23 protein-coding genes and 1 riboswitch are annotated in these 21,476 nt (G+C 41.0%); of the genes, 10 read left to right on the top strand and 13 right to left on the bottom strand.

What is annotated here, in order from left to right:
* Positions 1-34: 34 nt before the first annotated feature.
* Both PFZ69_RS11765 and PFZ69_RS11760 read right to left on the bottom strand, forming a co-directional pair.
* Positions 35-889 carry a VOC family protein gene (locus tag PFZ69_RS11765; RefSeq protein ID WP_270181275.1) on the bottom strand — a complete coding sequence of 285 codons (855 nt, stop codon included), beginning with the start codon at positions 887-889 and terminating at the stop codon, positions 35-37.
* Entirely contained in the window at positions 879-1,295 is a 417-nt protein-coding gene (locus PFZ69_RS11760) for a DoxX family protein (protein WP_270181274.1), read from the bottom strand. The genes PFZ69_RS11765 and PFZ69_RS11760 overlap by 11 nt, the downstream gene beginning before the upstream one ends.
* Positions 1,296-1,440: 145 nt before the next feature.
* On the opposite strand from PFZ69_RS11760, the gene PFZ69_RS11755 reads away from it, so the two are divergent.
* Positions 1,441-1,755, top strand: a complete 315-nt coding sequence (locus tag PFZ69_RS11755; RefSeq protein WP_270181273.1) for a winged helix-turn-helix transcriptional regulator — start codon at positions 1,441-1,443, stop codon at positions 1,753-1,755.
* Positions 1,756-1,807: 52 nt separating this feature from the next.
* On the opposite strand, the gene PFZ69_RS11750 is transcribed toward PFZ69_RS11755, so the two are convergent.
* Positions 1,808-3,136 carry a TrkH family potassium uptake protein gene (locus PFZ69_RS11750; protein ID WP_270181272.1) on the bottom strand — a complete coding sequence of 443 codons (1,329 nt, stop codon included), beginning with the start codon at positions 3,134-3,136 and terminating at the stop codon, positions 1,808-1,810.
* An 86-nt stretch (positions 3,137-3,222) separates the two neighbouring features.
* Positions 3,223-3,372, bottom strand: a riboswitch (cyclic di-AMP (ydaO/yuaA leader).
* Between the two features lie 266 nt (positions 3,373-3,638).
* Here PFZ69_RS11750 and pdxR point away from each other — a divergent pair.
* The 3 genes from pdxR (at position 3,639) to PFZ69_RS11735 (ending at position 7,947) form a co-directional block, all read left to right on the top strand.
* A complete protein-coding gene (pdxR, locus tag PFZ69_RS11745) occupies positions 3,639-5,054 on the top strand; it encodes a MocR-like pyridoxine biosynthesis transcription factor PdxR (protein ID WP_270181271.1) in 1,416 nt (471 codons plus the stop codon).
* 101 nt (positions 5,055-5,155) lie between these two features.
* Positions 5,156-6,715, top strand: coding sequence for an AbgT family transporter (locus tag PFZ69_RS11740; RefSeq protein WP_270181270.1), 1,560 nt, complete (start codon positions 5,156-5,158; stop codon positions 6,713-6,715).
* Positions 6,716-6,732: 17 nt separating this feature from the next.
* On the top strand, positions 6,733-7,947 hold the full coding sequence (locus PFZ69_RS11735) for a M20 metallopeptidase family protein (protein WP_270181269.1): 1,215 nt from the start codon (positions 6,733-6,735) through the stop codon (positions 7,945-7,947).
* A 263-nt stretch (positions 7,948-8,210) separates the two neighbouring features.
* Here PFZ69_RS11735 and PFZ69_RS11730 read toward each other — a convergent pair whose 3' ends face one another.
* The 6 genes from PFZ69_RS11730 to eutH form a co-directional block, all read right to left on the bottom strand.
* Positions 8,211-8,417, bottom strand: a complete 207-nt coding sequence (locus PFZ69_RS11730) for a hypothetical protein (RefSeq protein WP_270181268.1) — start codon at positions 8,415-8,417, stop codon at positions 8,211-8,213.
* A gap of 228 nt (positions 8,418-8,645) precedes the next feature.
* Positions 8,646-8,993 (bottom strand): hypothetical protein, encoded by a 348-nt coding sequence (locus tag PFZ69_RS11725; protein WP_270181267.1) that lies wholly within the window; start codon positions 8,991-8,993, stop codon positions 8,646-8,648.
* Positions 8,994-9,411: 418 nt separating this feature from the next.
* Positions 9,412-9,822, bottom strand: a complete 411-nt coding sequence (locus PFZ69_RS11720) for a hypothetical protein (RefSeq protein ID WP_270181266.1) — start codon at positions 9,820-9,822, stop codon at positions 9,412-9,414.
* 70 nt (positions 9,823-9,892) lie between these two features.
* Positions 9,893-10,165, bottom strand: a complete 273-nt coding sequence (locus PFZ69_RS11715) for a hypothetical protein (RefSeq protein ID WP_270181265.1) — start codon at positions 10,163-10,165, stop codon at positions 9,893-9,895.
* Positions 10,166-10,471: 306 nt separating this feature from the next.
* Positions 10,472-11,341 carry a DMT family transporter gene (locus tag PFZ69_RS11710; protein WP_270181264.1) on the bottom strand — a complete coding sequence of 290 codons (870 nt, stop codon included), beginning with the start codon at positions 11,339-11,341 and terminating at the stop codon, positions 10,472-10,474.
* A 264-nt stretch (positions 11,342-11,605) separates the two neighbouring features.
* Entirely contained in the window at positions 11,606-12,682 is a 1,077-nt protein-coding gene (eutH, locus tag PFZ69_RS11705) for an ethanolamine utilization protein EutH (RefSeq protein ID WP_270181263.1), read from the bottom strand.
* 191 nt (positions 12,683-12,873) lie between these two features.
* On the opposite strand from eutH, the gene PFZ69_RS11700 reads away from it, so the two are divergent.
* Positions 12,874-13,506, top strand: a complete 633-nt coding sequence (locus PFZ69_RS11700) for a spore coat protein (protein ID WP_442865153.1) — start codon at positions 12,874-12,876, stop codon at positions 13,504-13,506.
* 117 nt (positions 13,507-13,623) lie between these two features.
* A complete protein-coding gene (locus PFZ69_RS11695; protein ID WP_270182022.1) occupies positions 13,624-14,244 on the top strand; it encodes a DUF421 domain-containing protein in 621 nt (206 codons plus the stop codon).
* A gap of 80 nt (positions 14,245-14,324) precedes the next feature.
* Here the strand turns inward: PFZ69_RS11695 and PFZ69_RS11690 are convergent, their stop codons facing one another.
* Both PFZ69_RS11690 and PFZ69_RS11685 read right to left on the bottom strand, forming a co-directional pair.
* Positions 14,325-14,597, bottom strand: coding sequence for a DUF3986 family protein (locus PFZ69_RS11690; protein ID WP_270181262.1), 273 nt, complete (start codon positions 14,595-14,597; stop codon positions 14,325-14,327).
* An 18-nt stretch (positions 14,598-14,615) separates the two neighbouring features.
* Positions 14,616-15,383 carry an SMI1/KNR4 family protein gene (locus PFZ69_RS11685; protein ID WP_270181261.1) on the bottom strand — a complete coding sequence of 256 codons (768 nt, stop codon included), beginning with the start codon at positions 15,381-15,383 and terminating at the stop codon, positions 14,616-14,618.
* Positions 15,384-15,493: 110 nt separating this feature from the next.
* Here PFZ69_RS11685 and PFZ69_RS11680 point away from each other — a divergent pair, with 110 nt between their 5' ends.
* A complete protein-coding gene (locus tag PFZ69_RS11680; protein ID WP_270181260.1) occupies positions 15,494-16,105 on the top strand; it encodes a hypothetical protein in 612 nt (203 codons plus the stop codon).
* Here PFZ69_RS11680 and PFZ69_RS11675 read toward each other — a convergent pair.
* Positions 16,059-16,868, bottom strand: coding sequence for an alpha/beta fold hydrolase (locus PFZ69_RS11675; protein ID WP_270181259.1), 810 nt, complete (start codon positions 16,866-16,868; stop codon positions 16,059-16,061). The two genes, PFZ69_RS11680 and PFZ69_RS11675, sit on opposite strands and share 47 nt — an antisense overlap.
* A 263-nt stretch (positions 16,869-17,131) precedes the next feature.
* Complete coding sequence (locus PFZ69_RS11670; protein WP_270181258.1) at positions 17,132-17,653, bottom strand: DUF6886 family protein; 522 nt, start codon at positions 17,651-17,653, stop codon at positions 17,132-17,134.
* Between the two features lie 115 nt (positions 17,654-17,768).
* Here PFZ69_RS11670 and PFZ69_RS11665 point away from each other — a divergent pair, with 115 nt between their 5' ends.
* The 3 genes from PFZ69_RS11665 to PFZ69_RS11655 are packed head-to-tail and all read left to right on the top strand — an operon-like array spanning position 17,769 to position 21,446.
* A complete protein-coding gene (locus PFZ69_RS11665) occupies positions 17,769-19,223 on the top strand; it encodes a spore germination protein (protein ID WP_270181257.1) in 1,455 nt (484 codons plus the stop codon).
* Complete coding sequence (locus PFZ69_RS11660) at positions 19,216-20,307, top strand: GerAB/ArcD/ProY family transporter (protein ID WP_270181256.1); 1,092 nt, start codon at positions 19,216-19,218, stop codon at positions 20,305-20,307. Before PFZ69_RS11665 ends, PFZ69_RS11660 begins: the two co-directional genes overlap by 8 nt.
* Positions 20,304-21,446 (top strand): Ger(x)C family spore germination protein, encoded by a 1,143-nt coding sequence (locus tag PFZ69_RS11655; protein ID WP_270181255.1) that lies wholly within the window; start codon positions 20,304-20,306, stop codon positions 21,444-21,446. The genes PFZ69_RS11660 and PFZ69_RS11655 overlap by 4 nt, the downstream gene beginning before the upstream one ends.
* The last annotated feature ends 30 nt before the right edge of the window (positions 21,447-21,476 follow it).

Raw genomic sequence — 21,476 nt, 5'->3', positions numbered from 1 at the left:
ACTGCTACTATTATTTACTCGAAAACTTTTTTTATCAGACGAACGCTACTTTTAAATACATCCGATTTCCAGAAGGATCTTCTGTTCTTACAATCGCACCTTCTTCAACAACCTCTGCTCCGACCTTTCTTAAGTTAAAAACAGTTTCTTGAAGCTTTTCGTTACTTGGATAAATCAGTTCGAACGATTGCAACCCAACACTTTTTTCTGAAGGCTTTGAGCCGCCAAGGCTATTCCACGTATTGAGACCGATATGATGATGGTAGCCTTCTGTTGATAGAAAAAGCGCTTGATTTCCAAACCGATTGACAACTTCAAACCCTAGACCTTCAGTGTAAAATGTTTCAACCTCTCTTAGTTCACTAACTTGCAGGTGGATATGCCCCATTACAGTGTCCTTTGGCAGCTCATTCCACGCTTCCCCTCTTCCTTCTTCTAATACCGCCTTCGTATCGAGCGGATCTACGGACATCTTTACCTGTTCACCTTGCCACGTCCAAGTAGAAGAAGGTTTATCGTAGTAAATCTCAATACCATTTCCATCAGGATCATTTAAATAGATCGCTTCACTAACGAGATGATCTGAAGAACCGATCGGGACCCTCTTTTCTGCAAGATGATGGAGAACTCTTCCTAAATCAGCTCGTTTCGGCAATAAGAGTGCAAAGTGAAACAAACCTGTCGTATGCATTTGCTTAGGCTGTGCTTCTTCAGGTTGGTACAACGTAAGTAATGGTGTTACACCATCCGCCGTAAGCTCTACCGCACCTGAACGATGATTCAAAACTTGAAAACCGATCATTTCTTTATAAAATTGGAGTGATCGGTCAATGTCCATGACGTTCAATGTGACTCCTCCAACATACGTGCTCGGTGCTTTATGAAACATCTGATCGCACTCCTTTATTCGAGAACAGCATGTGATCTAGTGAAAGATCGACCGGTTTTCTCGTAACGAAATAAAATGATAGGACAAGTAATAAAAGATCTAATTCATAGCCCGCCGTTTCACCGCCTAAAAATCCAGCACTTAACTTCACTGTAAAAATTGCTCCGATCATGATGATTGCGAATAACCTTGCAACAATTCTTGTTCCGAGTCCGAGTATGATTGCAATTCCGCCTATTAATTCGATGAGTGCTACGACATACGCTGCAAACCCCGGTAAGCCGACCGATTGGAAAAATCCAACGGTATTCTCAATTCCTCCTTGAAACTTTGCGAACCCATGAATCATAAATGTTGTGCCTAGTACGATCCTTAGTAAGAGCACGCCAATTTTTTCTGAAACCATTCTCTGCAACTCCCCTTTAATTATTTTTATTAACTAAGTTACTTTATGTAACTAAATATAAACAAGTAACTTTATTACGTCAAGTAAATAATTTATTATTAATTATTATGTGTGGTATACTATTATTGGAAAGGAGGAGTTTAAAGTGAATCAATCAGAGATATGTCCGAGGTTTGAAAAAGCCATTACGATTCTTAGTCAACGATGGACAGGACTGATCATCTATCAACTACTGTCCGGTCCCCAGCGAAACTGCACGATTAAAGAATCGATCGGAATAAGCGGCAGACTCCTTTCAGAACGGTTAAAAGACCTTGAAGAAGAAGGCATCGTTAAACGCCACGTCTATCCAGAAACCCCTGTTAGAATCGAGTATGCGCTAACTGATAAAGGGTATGCCCTTGAACCCTTAATGAAAAACATTGAAGACTGGTCTCAGAACTGGTTAGAAAAAGAATAAAAAAAGCATGGATTCCGTATCCATGCTTTTTTACTTTCAATTTTTTTAAAACTCATCCTGTTAACAGGTCCTCATTCGGATAGCGAATGCGAGATCGATCAGGCTGAGCAAGTGAGAACGCAAGGGTAAGGGGTCCAATTTTTCCGAGAAACATGAGAAAAATAATCACGATCCTGCCGACTTGCGAAAGATCACCCGTTAAGCCCATCGATAAACCGACTGTGCCAAACGCAGAAACTGCTTCAAAGATAATCGCATTCACATCTGCGTTTTCTGTCTGAACCAAAATGAAGATGGACAGATAAACCAAGAGGATACTCATAATCGAGATAGTTAAGGATTTCAGAACAACTTCCTTCCGAATGGTGCGACCATACAACACAGGATCGCTTTTTCTCTTAAGGAACGTGAATGCGGCAAGAATGATCACAACCGCTGTCGTTAGTTTAATCCCTCCGCCAGTAGAAGTACTCCCCGCTCCTACAAACATTAAAACAAACATAAGAAAAGCGGTCCCTGTTCCAATCGCACCAATATCCACCGAGTTAAACCCCGCCGTTCTCGTCGTTACGCCTTGAAAATACGAGCTCCACAGCTTTTCTGACATCGTTAAGTCTCCGAGTGTATTCGGGTTATGAAATTCAAGGAAAAGAAAGCCAAACATCGCAACTACATTGATAACGAGCGTCCCTATGAGCATGATCTTCGAGTGAAGCGCGAGCGAACGCAGCCGCTTTGTTCTAACAAGGTCGTCTAATACCGTAAATCCGATCCCTCCCACAATAAAAAGGGCAGAGATAACAATGTTTACGACAGGATCTCCAACATAGCCCATCAAGCTATCAGACCAGATGGAGAACCCCGCATTGTTGAAAGCTGAGATCGAATGAAAGAAGCTCGCGTAAAGGCCATCTTTCACTCCTAATTCTGGTACCCATCTGAATGCGAGAATGATCATGCCGATCGCCTCGACCGTTAAAGAAAAAAGGAAGATTGTCTTTACTAATCGAATGACGCCTCCAGGTGAATTCTGGTTTGTGGCTTGCTGCACAAGAAGCCTCTGCTTCATCCCAATCTTTTTTCCTAACATCATGAACGTGATGACCGCAAACGTCATGATTCCAAGTCCACCGAGTTGAATGAGGGAGGCGATAACAAGTTCTCCAAACAGCGTGAATGCCTGACCGGTGTCTACCACAACGAGTCCCGTCACCGTCATCGCAGAAGTTGAGGTAAACAAAGCATCGATCCAGCCTATTTCTTCCGTTGTTGCGAAAGGAAGCTTCAATAACGCTGCTCCAATTAAAATAAAACAGCCAAACACAAGAATGAGCACCTGTAGAGGTTCTAGCCGTTTAAACCGTTTTGACCGAATCGTCATTTTATTACACTCCATATTAAAAAAATCGAACACAAAAAGACCACAGGTAACTAAACCTGTGGCCGATTGCTAGATCACAAGTTTCACCGTCCTCTCCCATAACGCTTACGGACTTAGCTGTCGGATTCGGGCCATAGAAGTAGCCCTACCTGTTAAACAGGATTCACCCCTAGCAGTAACTTTACTGCATCAATCATTGGGTCGTCCGCTCCGATTGGATTAAGCGATTTCGAATGAGAAACTTTTAAACTAATATCTTAATGAGACATAGTCTACTCCTCGGTGTCACGTTTGTAAACAATTAAAAAACCCCGTATCGATTCAAATTTTGCAATATACGACAAAAACCCCGCAAACATATTGCTTTTTGATTAGCTAGGGCCGCCTCACTCCTGTTTTCACAGCTTCTCTCGTTCCCCTCAGAGGTTAGTACTACTAAGCTAGTCATCTTCAATCCTTTACAGTAGACTAGTAACAAGACTTGATCATGAGGAGTGATGAAATGAATGAGTTCATGATCCAATTAGACCGAGATCGGTCCATCCCACTCTACTTACAACTATACGATGAAGTTAAAAAACAAATCCTAAAAGGCACGTTGCCTAAAGATAGTAAGATGCCTTCTGTTCGACTCCTATCATCGAACCTAGCGATCAGTAGAAATACTGTGGAGACAGCTTATGAGCGCCTACTTTCAGAAGGATACATTTATAGCAAGGCGAGAAGCGGTTATTTTATTCAAGATCTCGCTACAGATGTGATGAGAGAAATCGCAAAAGAAAATCCAACACGTAACAGCGAGATTGAAAACCATCCGTCATCCATTACATACGACTTTAGAGGCAATCGAGTCGATACGACGAATTTCCCCCTATCCACTTGGAGGAAGATTACGAACCAAAGCATGAAAGATCAAGTCGATGAACTGTTTCACTTTGGTCATCCTCAGGGAGAAATCGGCTTACGAAAGGAAATTGCGCATTACTTGCAGCAAGCTCGTGGTGTCACATGTTCTGAAGAACAAATCATCATCGGTCCTCATTCGCAGTACCTTCTCAACCTGTTATGCCAGATGATCGGCTTGAATGGGCAAACCATCGCTTTTGAAAACCCTGGTTATTACGCTGCAAGGGAAGTGTTTCGTCTCCTTGGCTACAAAATTGACTCCATTCCTGTCGATAAGAACGGGATCGACCTTAATCACCTACATAAAAGTTCAGCAGTGATGGCATATGTGACCCCTTCCCATCAAATTCCGTTAGGGTACATCATGCCCGTCCAACAAAGGCTAAAATTGATCGAATGGGCCGTAGAGGGAAATCGTTACATCATCGAAGACGATTTAAACAGCGAGTTTCGGTATAGTGGCGACCCTATCCCAGCTCTACAGCATCTTGATCATCATGGAAGAATCATCTATATGGGAACATTCTTCAAATCGCTCTTGCCAAGTATCCGACTCAACTATATGGTTCTGCCGCCTGGTCTTTTAGAAATCTATCAAAAAGAGCTGATCATCTATCAACAAACCACTTCAAGGGTGTTGCAGAAGACCGTTGAGATATTCATGAAAGAAGGCTACTGGATCCGTCACTTACGCAGGATGAGGAAAATTTACAAAAAGAAATTTGAGTGGACAAAGAAATGCATCCAGCGTTATATGGGAGATCATGTCACGATTCTCGGAGATCATGCGGGGCATCATGTTGTGATCAAATTAAACGAACCTGACAAGGATATCGATTATCACTCCCTCGCTTCTGATAGCGGAATCGCTCTAGACTCTGTTGAACTGTTCCTTGATAAAACTCATCCCGCCAATTTTCACCACATCTATATGCTTTGCTTCACCGCGTTGAGTGAGGAACAGATCGAAGAAGGAATTGAATCACTTCGAAACGTCTGGTTCCACAACTAATCTGTCCCCTATAAAATTTCTAAATCTGCCCCTTTTAAGAGGGACAGATTTTCTTTATGATAATAAAAATTCAGAAAATTAAAACGGAAGGGGACAACACGATGGCGCTACCTAATCCTTCGCCTGAGAAGGGAAACGTAAGTACAAAAAAGAAAACAGTAACTCAAAAGTTTTTAGATCTGATCGAACGAGGAGGCAATAAGTTTCCAGATGTTCTCACGCTTTTTGCCATCATTACAGCCATCATCCTCATTTCGTCTTGGATCGCTTCGACATTAGGAGTCAGTGCGATCAACCCTGCAACGAATGAACGGCTCGATGCTGTTAATCTCCTGAACGGAGATGGCATTCGAAGAATCATGACGGAAATGGTCAATAACTTCGTCTCCTTCCCACCACTCGGTTTAGTGCTCGTCGTCATGCTAGGTGTCGGTCTAGCAGAATCAACAGGACTCGTATCGAGCTTCATGAGAAGAATCGTCTTTGCCGCACCTCAGAAATTGATACTACCTACGATCGTCTTGATCGCGATTCTTGGAAACGCTGCTGCAGACGCTGCGGTAATCGTACTTCCTCCGATCGCAGCCTTGATTTACTACACTCTCGGTAAGAACCCTATCGTAGGACTCGTCGCTGCATACGCGGCAGTTGCTGGAGGGTTCAGTGCTAACTTGATTATCACCTCCCTCGATGTTCTCTTAGCAGGGTTTACTGAATCAAGTGCTCAGATCATCGACCCATCTTATAAAGCGAATCCAGCGATGAACTTCTACTTCGTCTTTGCATCCACGTTCGTTTTATTACCGATTACGGTTTGGATTACAAACAAAGTTGTTGAACCAAGATTAGGAGCACTACCAGTTTCAACCGTCATGGATGACCAGAAAACAGAACTTTCTCGTGCAGAGAAAAAAGGCCTGCGTTTTGCAACGATCACTGTTGCTGTCTTCTCCATACTCATCGCCCTAACGATCATCCCTGAAAACGGGATCTTAAGGAACCAGGAGACTGGTGCCATCATGGACTCTCCTTTCATGAGTTCACTCGTTGCCATCATGTTCTTATTCTTCTTCCTTCCGGCGTTAGCGTATGGAATCGGAGCGAAGACGATCAAGTCAGATAAAGATGTCGCTAGTCACCTTACAAAAGCGATGTCTGGAATGGGATACTACATCGTCCTTACGTTCATCGCCGCGCAAATGATCACATACTTTGCATGGAGTAACCTTGGAGCCATCCTCTCGATCAAAGGCGCTGAGTGGTTACAAAATATTGGACTAGTCGGGTTACCACTTCTGATTGGCTTTATCTTACTTTCAGCATTAATCAATCTACTCGTCGCAAGTTCATCCGCAAAATGGGCAATCCTCGGGCCTGTATTTGTTCCGATGCTCATGATCTTAGGATTCAGCCCAGAATTTACACAGCTCGCTTACCGCATTGGAGACTCGATCACGAACATGATCACGCCGATGCTTGCATACTTTGCGATCATTTTAACCTTTGCGAAAAAATACGATCCGAAGATGGGTGTTGGAACGTTAATTTCAGCGTTACTGCCTTACTCGCTAGCATTCATGGTCTTCTGGATCCTACTTTTCACCGTGTGGTATCTTCTAGGGCTACCAATTGGCCCAGATGCTTATATAAGATTTAACTAATTGAAAAGGAGTTTTGCATGATGAAAATTAAAGCTGTACTCGAAAACCTTTACGACGAAATGGTGGAAGTAAGGCGTCACCTTCATATGAACCCTGAACTATCCTTTGAAGAAGTTGAAACCCCGAAGTTCATTGCAGAATACCACCGGAATCTTGGACATGAAGTCCGAGAACAGGTTGGTGGACGAGGAGTTGTCGCGATTCTTAATGGCGCAAAGCCCGGCAAAACGGTTGGGTTGAGAGCTGACTTCGACGCCCTTCCGATTCAAGAACAAAACGATGTGGATTATAAATCAAAAGTGGACGGAGTCATGCACGCCTGTGGCCACGATGGTCATACCGCAACCCTTTTAGGAGTAGCGAAAGCATTGAATAGCATCAAGGACGAATTAGAAGGTCGCGTCGTATTTATCCACCAGCATGCGGAAGAAATGCAGCCGGGTGGGGCGATCGCTATGATCGAGGATGGCTGTTTGGAGGGTGTCGACGTAATCTATGGTACGCACCTATGGGCTACTGAAAAACTAGGAGAAATTCTATACAAAGAAGGTCCGTTAACGGCTGCAGCAGACCGCTTCGAATTGGTCATTCAAGGAAAAGGAGGTCATGGCGCTCAGCCGCACCTAACGAAGGATTCCATCGTGATCGCCTCTCAAGTTGTCGTCAACCTCCAACAGCTCGTCTCAAGACGCGTGGATCCACTCGATCAAGCTGTCGTATCGATCGGCTCATTCGATGCAACGAATGCCTTCAATGTTATTGCAGATAAAGTCGTTCTGAAAGGAACGGTACGCACGTTCAAGAAGGAAGTTCAGCAAATGATTAAGGAAGAATTGGAGCGCATCATTAAAGGGACGTGTCTTGCAGCGGATGCTGATTATACGCTCAATTATGTCGACGGATACCCTGCAACGATAAATCACGCGAAAGAAACGCTTCAGCTGGCAAACGTCGCGACTCAAGTCGAAGAAGCGACTACGATCAGAGAATATAAAGAACAGATGGGCGGAGAAGATTTCTCCTATTACTTAGAGCACGTCCCTGGCACGTTCTTCTTTACTGGAGCGATGGTGGAAGACGAAGCGAACGCCTACCCTCACCACCATCCGAAGTTTAACTTTGATGAGAGAGCGATGCTGATCGCGGCGAAAACACTTGCACTTGTGACGCTGGATTTTCTTGAGGGCAATAAAACTTCCACTCGCGAGGAGATCGCTCAAGGGAACAGCTAGGGAATGATTAAAGCGGAATGCGTAGTTAAACGAAAAGAGCTTGGGATTCGGCCCCAAGCTCTTTTCTAACGGTTTCGCTGATATAAGCTCATTCCTTCTCAATCAACTTCCATCACACTGAATGTTAAGCAGGAAATCTCCTGATCATCGCTATTAGTCTATAAAAAACAAAAAAAACATCCTATACTCACCGTTAGTATAAGATCAATAGAAGTCGTTATTCGATTCTTACAAGAGAACCCTCCTCTTCTTCCATCATGACATTAAGAAGAGGCTATCTTTGATTGTAATTCTGCAGAGTGGTTTGCAGGAATATTTCCAAATTCTAGAGATTCAAGAATGGATTCTTCCGAGAAACCTGTAATAACAGACAACGTTCCAATCTTGATTTTTTCTGTTGATTCTCGCTGCAAACGGTCAATTGCAGTTCTAGTCTGATAGAAAATCATGCTATATCTACTAACTAGCATCAATCAGTATGCTCCTTTCTTTCCATTTATGTTTGGAGAAGAGGAGCCATTCTCTTGTCATACACCCTAACACGTTCTTCACGGATTTAATACCTATTTGCTAAAATATGTAGGAAAACCGGTAGAACAATCGTACTAAACACAATTTACTAAACTAATATTATCCATAAATTCAAAATCGAACTATTTTATACAGGTAATTACCTATGAGCTTCTAGCATGTATACATTAAGGTTCAAGTGGCGTTATGATAAATATTCCAAAGATGATTAATATTCCAAGCAATAGTAATGATAGAAATAAGCCAATTGCAGCCAGAAGGTTTTTTTCATTTCTTTTAAATAGTGTAATCCCTATAAGAATGAATGCAATGAGCGAACCAATAGGTGTTAGATAGATTGTTACCATTGAACCTTTAGGTATGATGTACACCAGAAGGATTATGATTACTGGAACCGCTAAGGAAAGATAACTAAGCCACGTGTATTGTTTGTTACCTTCTCCACGCCCCCGATACCAAGCAAGAATGACAAGTAACGTTCCAATTATGAAAAGAACAAGAAATAGTTGATTCAAAGGATCCCCCCTTTTCCCTGTTTCTAACTACGAAGAACTAATCTGAGTGAATGAACGGTTCCTGCGCTATTGAGTTAATTTAATTTCTTTTATATAAAAGGATAAATACTCCTACACTTCCTAATGAAATGATAGATAACCCTATGCTTATGAATGTGTCACTAAACAAAAACGAACATAAAACTGTCCAAATGACCGCGCCTACTGCAAAAGAGACTCTTGGATAATACATTCTTATTTCTACTAAATAAAATATCATTAGAAAAATTGCCATGGTTATCCCTATGTAACCCCATAACTCGATGCTTTATATGTCATAGATTAAAAAAGATAGAAAAAGTGGAAACACCGAGATAACGATTAACTTGCTCATTTTATCTTTTGTCATATCTTCCCCCCTAAAACAATTGTTTATCTTTTACCTGCTTGATGGATTCAGCCCAAGGAAGTAACTTCTAATCTCTTCAGGTAACTCTTCAACTGCAAGCACTTTTAATTGTTCTGTACCTGGAGAAGTCATGACTAAAAATGTTCTGTTTTCATATTCCAATAGAGTAACTTGACTAACTCTGTTCATAGTTGGGCCTAGTTTTTGTAATGAAATAAAATCCTCTTCTTTGAAATTGGCTTCATACCCTTTTAAAACAAGACTTTGTACTGCCTCATAATCCTCTGAGAATGAAATGGTCTCGTACAACTCCACTGAGTTTTTAGGAGACATACATACAAAATAATAGAAGAATACACCTGCTAACAACAAGTACAACAGATAGAAATGCAAATCTCTCAGTGAAAATGTTTTATCTTTTCTTTTTAGAAATACCCCCATTTACATTCCTCTTCCCTGTAAAATGTGCTTTCCTATCATTACTTTTTGATAAGACTTTAATGACACGCTCTTACACTCCGTGACTAAGTGTTCCAACAATGTTATATGCAATTGGAAATATGAATAATACGAGATTGAATATGATTCCAATTCGAGACAGATGATCTTTATTCATTCGATAACCCATAACCCCAAATGCAGCTCCGACTGGACATAAGACAATAGGCAGTACGATGGGTAGTCCTTGAATCCTTAGCGCTATCCCATCCAATAAAAAGTTTATGATCAAAACTGACAATACAATTGGAATAATAATCGATATAAGGCTTAAGGTCTTCTTCAATATGAACCTCCTACTAAGTAAACTTTCTATATAGACACTTGTTACCTTTTCTAGCATTCTCTTATATAGTAGGTGTTGAAATTGGAAAATCATATATTGCTACAAATAGTAATAAAGCAGATAATAAAACGCTGACTACATTAAGTCACTTATACTTTACCATATTTTAGTGTATTTAATGATGGAATAGAGACAAGTACTTCCTTTATATTCCTGCTATATCAACAAAAAAGCAGTTCAAATATGGACTATGCGATAAGCTCCATAAACGAACTGCTTCTTCCTCTACTAATTTATAAACCAACCCTAGCTCTGCTTTTTACTTAACAATGTGATGGTGACTAATATGATCACAATCCCAACAACTTGAATACCATTAAGCACTTCACCTAAGATCAGCACACCGAACAAGGAAGCTGTCACAGGTTCCACCATTGCGATCACAGCCGCAAGAGACGCCTTCGTTTTCTTCAATCCTTCTAAGTAAGCGAAGAACGAGATCCCCGCTCCGATGATTCCTAGCGTAATAAACCAAACAAGATCATCTGAACGAAGCACAGATACCGTTTCGTCTAGATCGATGATTGTCAGCATCAATGCGGTAAAGGCCGCGAATGCCACTGTTAATACAAACGGTGGATGGCCATGTTCCGTTGCAAATTTAAAACCAAATATGAAAAGCGCATATGAAAGACCAGATAGTAATCCACTAATGATTCCGATTAGATTTAAGCTTCCGAGTCCTACTTCAAAGACATTCGTTAACAGCATAATTCCAATCATTACGACAAAGATCGAAACCACCTTAAATGTCGTCGCACGCTCAAGGTGCAAGAAAAAGGAAATGATAAAAACAAACAGTGGCGCTGTATACATTAGCGTGGACGCAACCGCCACGCCAGACTGCGAAATACTTAGAAAGTAGAAGCTAAAGTTTCCTGCTACTCCAATTCCCGCTAAAACTGACCAAAGGAAGGTTTTTCTCTTGCTCACCTCGCCCTTAGGCTTTGGTTTGAATAAAAGCCAAATGGAAAGACACAGAAGTCCAACTGCTCCTCGATAAAACGAGATAACAAGAGGATCCCAGTCTTTCTCCATGAGAATTCCTGCAAGACCACCAGAAATTCCCCATAACATCGCTGCTAACACCACGAACCATATACCAAAATAATGCATTTTATTCTCCTTTTATTTGTGTGATTGCTTTCAGTTTCAAAAAGCAATTCCCACACAACATCGGTATAAAACTCGAATTAGGAGAATATTGGAATGTTTTCTTGTTACGTCGGGAAAATTTCTCTGAAAATCATTTCGTCATCGTATTCGCTTTTTTAAAATCATACACGCCGAATATCCCACAGGCGAAAACACCGATGATCAAGATTCCTGTAAGAATCCAATTTGATCTCCTGCTGCTGTGGCATATACAAAAATTACAAGCTAGACCTCTTTTCTAGTTACAAAAACAGCTAACACGACGGCACTCATTCCACCGACCAATTTTCCAACGATCATGGCAAAAGCGATTTCCTTATTCACTCCTGCTACAAACCCTAAATGGCTTCCCAATACGAATGCGCCACTTACAGCGAATGCGACGTTCATGACTTTTCCTCTTGGGTTCATCTCTTTAAGTAACGATAACATCGGGATATTATGTGCCAAGCTTGCGATCATTGCGGCAGTTGATACGTCGTTTATCCCCATCGATTTCCCTATTTTATTCAGTGGTTTTTTTAAGACGAAAGAGATAAATGTGACTAGCGGAAATGCACCCGCAAGAAAAACAGCGATCTTGGCCACAATTTCAACAGCTTCAATCAGTGGCGTCATATTCGGAATCATAACGAAACCCGTAAACGTTTCAACACTGATCGCAGCTAGACCGATGATCGCAACTACCTGAATGCCTTTCGCAAACACAGCGAATCCAGCGATCATCTTATTCGTATATTTAAATAATCCGATTGAAATAAGAACAGACAAAATGATCGTAGGTATCAAGTTCGCCACAATAACGAGAAGATCCAAACCTGCAACGATTCCACCTACTAAGCAGCCAATAGGAACAGTGATTAAGCCTACTAATATCCCTTTAGCGAAATACGGATGATCTTCTTTTGTAATAATGCTTAATGCTACGGGAATCGTAAATGCTAACGTCGGCCCCATCATCGTTCCTAAAAACACCCATGCAAAAAGTTCAGCATCCTTGCTTTTTGCCATCTCTGTTGCTAGCGAGTACCCTCCCATATCAAGAGCTAACAAGGTATTCGCAAATGAAGCAGGGTCTGCTCCAACCAACCCATAGATGGGAGCTACAATTGGGGTCAAGATACTTGCTAGAACAGGAGCCAATGAAATGATTCCCACCATCGCAAGGGTTAACGACCCCATCGTCATAAATCCCTCTGTAAACTTTTCACCAAACCCCCATCGATTTCCCATTACTTTATCGATCGCACCTATACATAAAAAGCCGATAACGATATAGACAATGATGTCATTGATTCCCAACCTTCTATCCCCCATCTGCCAACACAATAAATTCACTTCACCATTCATGAAGTGACAACTGCAATTTATGGTAACACGGAATGATCGGTTTGGTGTGTGTTAACGCGTGATTTTTAACCGGATCATACATATGACGGGTTCCTTTAGAGATAATACAACAGAACGAGCACTACGTTAACGGAGGGAAGAAGATGGATCATCAACCAAATCAAATGAATATGCCGAATGCCCAACAGCCACTATCGAATACAGGGGGCATCAAACATAATCATGGCGGTCACGAGTTGTTCGACGCTCATGAAATCATCTCAGGCATCATCAATTTGCTCGATCAGTATCAGATGTATGAACAGCATATACAAGATCCTGAATTAAAAAGTATCCTCCAGCACCAATCTAAGTTCATTACCACCATGTATAACTCAATCGTACAGTGTTTTCAAACAGGACAAGACCCAGTAAACCCGACAGGAAACTATAAAATGCAGCAGTCGAATGAGGTTGTGTATGGGATCAAGCCTAGTCCTCCCAAGAAACCAAATCAGTCAGTCCGTGACTTGTCTGACCAAGGACTATCCGCTTATATGCTAGGGCAAACGAAGGCGTTAGCCTCTTTATTTACCATGACAGCACTTGAGATGACGAACCCTGTATTACGTCGAGTTGTCAGTGACAGTGTGCCAAACCTCATTGAGTTAAGTTATGAAATCTTTCTTTATCAAAATAAGCACAGCTACTACCAAGTTCCACAACTTTCAGACCAAGATATGAACGTCATGCTTCAAAGCTATACACCTGTCTCTGATCAGGGAACTCTCCAATAATGGCAAAAAGCTGAACTTGCTGAGTTCAGCTTTTATCGATTTACCTATTAGATAAATGCTTTACCTCGGGTGTGCTCTATCAAAGAAAGAATGCTGTATGAGAAAGGAGTAGGTGACATGGATTTCGACTGGATATGGAAGTCAATCTTGATTGTTGTTGGCGGAACATTATTGCTAAGAATAGCCGGTAGAAAATCAATTTCGCAGATGACTCTTGCTCAAACCGTCATTATGATCGGAATCGGTTCATTATTAATCCAGCCGCTCGCCGGAAAGAATATATGGACGACTCTTGGAGTGGGAACAATGTTAGTAGTAACGCTGATCATTATGGAATATGCTCAGGTGAAATCTGATGGAATCGAAAAATTCATTACTGGAAAATCTAAGATACTAATTGAAAATGGTACATTGCACGAGAAAAACCTCAAAAAGTTACGTTTTACCGTGGATCAGCTTGAAATGAAATTAAGACAACAAAATGTATCGTCGATCGATAGTGTTAAATGGGCATCACTAGAACCAAATGGACAAGTAGGATATGAACTTAAACCTGAATCACAACCAGTAACAAGAAAAGAATTCGACCAGCTCCAACAAAGTATTCAACAAGTACTTCAACTATTGAACCAACCCATAGCTCAACATTCTCAAACACAACAGTCTAATAAGCAAGATTTATTCAAAGAGGTAGATACTAACTCTCATACTGTTGAACCACCTAAGCATTTGCAATAAGGACCCGATTGGGACCTTATTGTTATAGGTGGGAGTTAGTATGCTTCAAAACCAACCGATTTTATCTTGTCAAAAACAAATTAAACAATACCCTTGTCCACAAGAAAATTTTTAAACAAACGAGCCCCATGTTCATATGAGAGGTCGTTGTCGGAGATTGAAAAGATGTGCAACCCGTGACCTTTAACAGATACCCAATTCCCCACCTTACTCACAGATCGATACAGCTTTGGATCATACTCCTCTACAAAAACATCCCATACAGCTTCTTTCTCCCTTTTATAAGCGATCACTTCATAATCATAGCCGTCTTCGTAATAGCCTATATGAAGATGCTGGCTAGCGTCATACATGATCCGACCTCCTTCACCTTATCTTAATGACGGATACTCCACTTTTAACTCCTCTATCATCCTTCGAATCTCTTCATTATCATCATGTGTTAGATTGCTTGCAGCTTTCTTAATATGATCAAATGAAGCTTCACTTAACTCATGAACATATTCTTCCATACTCGTTTCAAGCACACTGACCACCGCTTCTCTCACGAGTAAACTCAAATGCTTGCTGAGCTGCGAAAGTTTCGTCACAAACCAATCTAGATCACCTGCATGCTGCATATAAAAGAGGACCTCTTGAATAAGAGATTCGTCCTCACTTAAGAAGATCACTTCAGCTTCTTCTCTTGTCCACGAAAATTCCTCATCACCTTTGGAAAAATCGACACTCAGCTTCGTCAAAAATTCATCAAAGCTAGAAGCCACCTTTATCACTTCATTGCTTTCACCTTCGATGTAGATGATCGTTGGTGTATCTATTGAATAATCAAAGGCAAACCAATCGTTCCCATCTCCACTGAAAAGGATGATATTGTCTTTAAGTCCCCACTCTTTAATGACGTCTAGACTATCGAGTAAACCAGGACGTCCGATACCATAGATATGGTCTATTGCTAGATAGGTATCATCAGCAGTTTTCACTGCATTTTGCTTGATGTATCCACCGTTCTGTTTCAGCACGAGCTCCTTATAACTCTCTGGCAATCCACGGTTTATTTTCTTTTCATACCGATCCATTTTACGTTCAGTTATTGGCTTCAATTTATATATGCTATCTCTTTGGTCATCCCATACGTCCAAAAACGTTCCCCCTCGTTGAAAAAGCTTACTCTATTAGTATACCCTCCTTCCATATCATGGCAATATACTATGGTAGAATAGGAGATGTTGATTACAAGGGAGGAATAGAATTGAAACGTTTTTTACTACTATGTCTTTCAATTCTGGTAGTAGCCTCGTGTCAAGCGGACGATAGCGGCAAACCACAATTTGAAAGTTATGACGGACCACCGTTAACCATCGCCGTTGTTGGAACGAAACCAACGATAAAAGAAGAGCGGTCGATCACATTCGTTCCGATGGATTTCGAAGATTTAAAGGAGATCGACCCATTCGATTTTGACGCGGTATTCATTATGAAAAAGCACTTACAAAAGGCTGCGGAAAGGGAATATGCCGAACTATACAAAACAACGGACCTTCCTTTCTTTTTCATAGGATCAGAAAAAATACCCTACGCTTACTATAATGCGGATTCTACGTACGAAAGTGCTCCAAGTCTAAGCAATTCTGAATATGCGGTTGGTTATTATGCACAAGAAGATGGTCATCTCCATTGGGGTTTCGGTCTCTATAATCAGGAAATGTCTCAAGAAAACATACTAGACGTCTATAATAGAATGTTTACTACAATCTCAGAATTACAACGTAAAAAAGACTCGTCATCGACGAGTCTCTCTCCTACTATTCAAACGCTTAAAGCGCAGATGAAACGGGCTCATGCTTCGAACGATGCTTGTTAAAAAATTCCAACGAAGCAGCATTGAACTCTTTTGGCTTTTCAACGTTACATACGTGGCCACATTCTTCTAATACCAAATGACGGGCGAGTTTGTCACTCTTCGTGTCTTCTAGCAATGGTTCTACAAAAAGGTGGTCTTCTTCTCCTGAAATGTATAACTTCGGGACGTTCTTTCCTTTCTTTTGAACATCCGCATACGTTTCTTTCACGGTAAACGCTAAATTATACCAAGCTAAAAAATCTTGACGATTCATTTTCACAGCTTCTCTAATGAACACTTTTCTTGCTGTTGCATGATTTGCTTTCGGCATCATGATGTAAGCAAACAGCTTGTACAACCACATGTAAGGCACAAACCGTTTTACCGCAGTGCCAGCCAATAAGAGAAAAGTTGCGAGTGGGGTGAACCGTGTAATAGCCCCTCCAAGTACTGCACTTTTCACTTTCTCTGGCGCACGTTGTAGCATGTGATGAGCAACTACAGATCCTAGTGAAATTCCTACCACGTGAGCCTTGTCTATTTTAAGTTCATCTAGAGTATGCAAAAGTTTATCGACAACTAAGTCACTGGTAAATGGTTTATCATAAGTTGAAGTCCCAGGTGATTTTCCATGTCCAGGTAAATTGATCGCTAATACATGAAACTGTTTTTTAAACGTTGCGATCTGTTTACTGAAGATACCATAGTTGCCTCCGAGCCCGTGCAGCAAAACGATCGTTTCATTATTTTTGTCGTTACATTTGTAGTATTTATAATCAAGCATGGTGATACAATCCTCTCTATAAAAAAGGGGTGTTGTGTCCTTCTTCTAAAGAACAAGTATAACCTTAAAAGGGTGAAGAAATAAATAACCAAACGCGACAAATGTGCTCTTTTTGTCGGATTTTGCATTGTTCGTCACACATTTTTAAAAAATTCCACTTTTTTAAGGCAAAAAAAATACCTCTTACTTGCAGTTAGAAGGCTTCTCTTAAATCGTACGAGTTATCATACTCTACCCTTAACGCAATCAAACCTAACGCCGCCTTACCCCTTCGGCAATGCGTTCCTCATCCTGCACATCGACCAATGAAACGTCGTTTGTTGAATCGCATCATGCATCTCCCATAAATCATGGGTGATCCTAAGTTCAACGCCGTACGAAAACAGTTCTTGAAACAAATCATCGATCTTGTGTTTAGCAATCGGTATTTGCGCTTCCTCACTTATGTAGTACCCAGCGTTCTCATCGAAACTTTGAAAAGACGTCGGGGCAAATTCATACAAAACTAACGTCGTGTTCATCATAGCTTCTAGCCATTTTTGTTCGATGACAACGACATGGTGATGCTGCTGTGGTGAAAGGTAAAGCTGTTTATCGTCGTCGGTCGTCTCCCTTCCAACGTGATAACAAACCCTCGGGCAATCTCGCGGTGTTAAGAAATTCGGTAAGCACCTCTCCTCAACCGCCCACACGAGCCCCTTTGTTTGATCTAAATCCTTACGTGTTGGAATTCTTGGTTCAAACACTTCTATGTCAGTTTCTTCGCTAACATGAAATAACCTCACTGAACGATCTCTCCCTCTTTAATTCTTTCTACAAACAAAAACGCGAAGCTACCTTGGATAGAATACCTTAGTCTGTGAATACTAACAGATAGCTTATGTTCGGAGTGATTCTGACATGAAAATAAGACGACATTCAATCAAACAACAAGATTCTTCAAAAGAAAGCAAAAGCATTAAAGAACGAATAATGGACGATTTTCATCATAGCAGTGATCTCCACTGCAAGTCTTTTGAAGTGCCAGATATCGAGATCACAATTTTGTTTATCGCAGATATCACCAATCGAAAAACGATTCAAAAACTAATCATTGCGCCACTTCTATTTCTAGCACAAGAAAATGAACCCATTACCCCATTTTCGCTCACTGGCAAATTACCAGTAGAATCGATGGAGGTTGTAAAGAACTACGATAAGATCAACACATACTTGATGGATGGCTTTACGATCATCATAGCAAAAGGAGAAACAGAAGTCGTCTATGCGATTGAAACGTGTAATTTCGTAAAACGTAAAACGAATGAACCCGTTAATGAACCAACGATTAGTGGACCACGTGATGGGTTTGTTGAATCGATTCAAGATAACAAATCACTGATTCGGATGCACCTTCATTCGAATGATTTAGTTTTTGAACGGTTCGCTGTCGGGACGGAAGTCAAAACGTATGTTGAACTCGCTTATGTAAAAGGGAAAGCCTCGGAAGAGTTAATAACAGAAGCTAGAGAGCGAATTCAATCCGTTAAGGCAGAATACTTAGGAGACGCTGGATTGCTCGAGCAAGCGATTGGGAAAAACAAGTTCTCAGCTTTCCCAGAGTTAACGAATACGCAGTTCCCTCTCAAAGTAACCAATGCTTTGATGGAAGGGAAAATTACCATTTTGACAGATGGTTCGCCTACGGCACTCATTGCACCGACCACACTAAACATGCTGCTTCAAACCCCTGATGACTATTATTTCAAATGGATTCCGGCTTCTCTTACACGAATCCTTACTTATTTTGCTGCAATCATCTCGTTCGTTTTGCCTGCTGTTTATATTTCGCTCATTTCCTTTCATCACGGTCTCATTCCAACTGACCTCGCCATCTCTTTATCAAAAACAAGAGAGGGCGTGCCGTTTCCATCGGTAATCGAAGCGTTTTTAATGGAACTTACGATCGAAATTTTACGAGAAGCTGGTATACGCCTTCCGAAGCCAATCGGCTCGACGGTGAGTATCGTAGGAGCGATCGTTATCGGTGAAACGGCTGTGAGTGCAGGAATCGTAAGTCCCATGATGGTGATGGTGATTTCATTTACAGCGATCTGTTCATTCACTGTACCGAATTATCAGCTGAGTCTTGCACTTCGATCGATTCGGTTTTTCCTGTTGTTTTTTGCTGCGATACTCGGCATCTATGGAATCCTAATCGCGCTGTTTATTCTTTCAACACATCTCGTTTCACTCAGAAGCTTTAACGTTCCATACATGGAACCTTTTGCACCAATTCGATTCAGACAACTCAAAGACTCAGTAATTCGTTTGTTCTTCAGACTAGGTAAAAAGGATGGGAAGCTACATGAATGACAAACAACTGTCCAACTTCCCCATCATTGTGTTCATCATCTCGACGATCATCGGAGTCGGAATCGTAACGTTACCACGTGAAGCTGCTAATGTTATCGATCAACCGAATATGTGGGTCAGTGTTGTACTAGGTGCTGCGATTGCTTTTCTGAATGGGCTTTTGATTTTTTCTGTCATCAAGCGCAACCCTGAACAGACGATCTATGATATTGGACCAAACGTCGTAGGTAGACTTCTCGGGAGTGTATTCAACATCATATTCGTTTTGTACGCGATCTGCATTTCTGCTTTTATTATGAGAATGATGGCTGAAATCGTGAATTATTATCTGCTTGACTTAACACCTAGATTGGTCGTCATTTCCGTTCTAATCGTCGCATGTGTCTACCTTGTTTCAACTGGAATCACAAATATTATGGCTTTTTTGCAACTTTATTTTCCTATCATTTTGCTGATGTTCCTGTTATTGACCATCCTTAGTGTCCGGAACATTGAAGTTACAAACTTACGTCCAGTTTTCGTAAATGACATTGTTCCTCTCATCATAGGTGCAAAAACGACATTCTTCTCTTTTGTTGGATATGAACTGATCATGGTTCTATCGAATCGGAAGTCAATATCGGGGTGGAAATCGATGTCGACTATCATGTTAATAAGCCTTGGTACTGTATGTACGATCTACGTTCTCTTTTTTATTTTGAATATTGGGATTCTGAGCCTCGAGGAACTGAAGGTGACCACGTTTCCAACCATCGAGATGGCAAAGTCGATCGAATTTCAAGGGTTCTTTTTTGAACGCTTCGAGCTATTGTTTCTGTTCGGATGGATCATCACCATCTTCACGACTGTCGTTGCCTACTACTACGCTGCTTTATTAGGTTTATGTAAAACGTTACGTTGCAATAAGAATATTTACCTAAACATCCTGATCGGTTCTATTATCATTGTTCTGTCTATATTCCCAGACGGAATAACCGAACTGTTTTCGTATGGAACATACATCAACTATTTGTCTTATGCGTCACTTATTGGAATTCCTTTCATCCTCTTACTCATTTCATCCATTAGGAGGTCTTTACGATGATAAGAAAGATGGTGTTTACCATTTGTTGTTTACTCTTTCTTTCAGCCTGCTGGGATAGTAATGAAATCGAAGATGTTGGCTTGATCATTGGAGTTGGACTTGATTTTGGTGAGGATGAAAAATTTTCAATGACACACCAGTATGTCGTACCGAATAACATACAAAGATCCCAAGGCAGTCAGGCAGCTGGAAAACCCTTTCAAAATCTTACACTTGAAGGAGAATCGTTTTTTGAAATTATAAGAGAAAATTCTCTTGAAACCGATCGTCCACCAAACTTTACACATTTAAAATCACTTGTTCTTTCAGAGAAACTTATTGAAGAAGAATCTGTTCGGAAACTGATCAGCTTCTTTTTACGAGATCATGAATTCCGAAGAACAGTCGCCGTATTTGTTACGAAAGAAAAAGTGGAAGATATCATGAGCGTTGAGCCGACGAAGGAAATTTTCCCTGCGGTCCAAATTAAGGAGCTTACACAAAATAATGATAAAAGTTTGGAGATTTTAGAGAACACCAAGTTCAGCGAACTTTCAAGTAATATTTCAGAAGATGTGAGCTTCGTTATCCCTGAAATTGAAATCAACCAGAACCGTATTCGATTATCAGGAGCTGCCATCATTTCAGATCAAGATTTCAAACTTGCAGGTTGGCTAAACCGTGAGCAAGTGCAGGGACTCAAGTGGCTTACTAACACCGTAAAAGGTGGCTTAGTGTCCTTAACGGGTCAAGAAGAAAAGCATTCTGAAGACCATGTTGTTCTCGAAATTATTACAGCAGGTACAGAGATCCATCCTAAGATAGAAAGCGGTAAGTTAAAAGTAGAAGTCTCAGTTAATACGACTGTCCGTCTTGGAGAAGATTGGAACATTGAAAGAGATGTGTTCAAACAAGGTTGGGATGAAAAGATAACAAAGGATGCGGAGAACCACATTAAGAAGTCCATACAACAAGTCATTGAACCGGCTCAAAACGAATATGAGTTAGATTTTCTTGGTTTATCTAAATGGGTGAGGATCAAAGAACCTGCCTTCTACGAGTCTCATAAAAAGAACTGGAACGAGACGTTTAAAGACGTCCCCATTTCTGTAGACGTTAAGGTTGATGTCGATGGATATGGAACGCAGGATCTACAATAAGTTCCTCTCACCATTATAAGAGGAGCTTTT

Origin of the sequence: Alkalihalobacillus sp. CinArs1, from assembly GCF_947387515.1 — a bacterium.
In the GTDB taxonomy this organism is placed as follows: Bacteria; Bacillota; Bacilli; order Bacillales; family Guptibacillaceae; genus Guptibacillus.
This window is presented reverse-complemented; position numbering and strand designations above follow the sequence as displayed.

Excerpts from the sequence above, each read along its gene's own strand:
- PFZ69_RS11765 (WP_270181275.1), bottom strand. The coding sequence starts at position 889 with ATGTTTCATAAAGCACCGAGCACGTATGTTGGAGGAGTCACATTGAAC.
- PFZ69_RS11760 (WP_270181274.1), bottom strand. The coding sequence starts at position 1,295 with ATGGTTTCAGAAAAAATTGGCGTGCTCTTACTAAGGATCGTACTAGGC.
- PFZ69_RS11750 (WP_270181272.1), bottom strand. The coding sequence starts at position 3,136 with ATGACGATTCGGTCAAAACGGTTTAAACGGCTAGAACCTCTACAGGTG.
- pdxR (WP_270181271.1), top strand. The coding sequence starts at position 3,639 with ATGAATGAGTTCATGATCCAATTAGACCGAGATCGGTCCATCCCACTC.
- PFZ69_RS11740 (WP_270181270.1), top strand. The coding sequence starts at position 5,156 with ATGGCGCTACCTAATCCTTCGCCTGAGAAGGGAAACGTAAGTACAAAA.
- PFZ69_RS11735 (WP_270181269.1), top strand. The coding sequence starts at position 6,733 with ATGATGAAAATTAAAGCTGTACTCGAAAACCTTTACGACGAAATGGTG.
- PFZ69_RS11730 (WP_270181268.1), bottom strand. The coding sequence starts at position 8,417 with ATGCTAGTTAGTAGATATAGCATGATTTTCTATCAGACTAGAACTGCA.
- PFZ69_RS11720 (WP_270181266.1), bottom strand. The coding sequence starts at position 9,822 with ATGGGGGTATTTCTAAAAAGAAAAGATAAAACATTTTCACTGAGAGAT.
- PFZ69_RS11710 (WP_270181264.1), bottom strand. The coding sequence starts at position 11,341 with ATGCATTATTTTGGTATATGGTTCGTGGTGTTAGCAGCGATGTTATGG.
- PFZ69_RS11700 (WP_442865153.1), top strand. The coding sequence starts at position 12,874 with ATGGATCATCAACCAAATCAAATGAATATGCCGAATGCCCAACAGCCA.
- PFZ69_RS11695 (WP_270182022.1), top strand. The coding sequence starts at position 13,624 with ATGGATTTCGACTGGATATGGAAGTCAATCTTGATTGTTGTTGGCGGA.
- PFZ69_RS11690 (WP_270181262.1), bottom strand. The coding sequence starts at position 14,597 with ATGTATGACGCTAGCCAGCATCTTCATATAGGCTATTACGAAGACGGC.
- PFZ69_RS11675 (WP_270181259.1), bottom strand. The coding sequence starts at position 16,868 with ATGCTTGATTATAAATACTACAAATGTAACGACAAAAATAATGAAACG.
- PFZ69_RS11665 (WP_270181257.1), top strand. The coding sequence starts at position 17,769 with ATGAAAATAAGACGACATTCAATCAAACAACAAGATTCTTCAAAAGAA.
- PFZ69_RS11660 (WP_270181256.1), top strand. The coding sequence starts at position 19,216 with ATGAATGACAAACAACTGTCCAACTTCCCCATCATTGTGTTCATCATC.
- PFZ69_RS11655 (WP_270181255.1), top strand. The coding sequence starts at position 20,304 with ATGATAAGAAAGATGGTGTTTACCATTTGTTGTTTACTCTTTCTTTCA.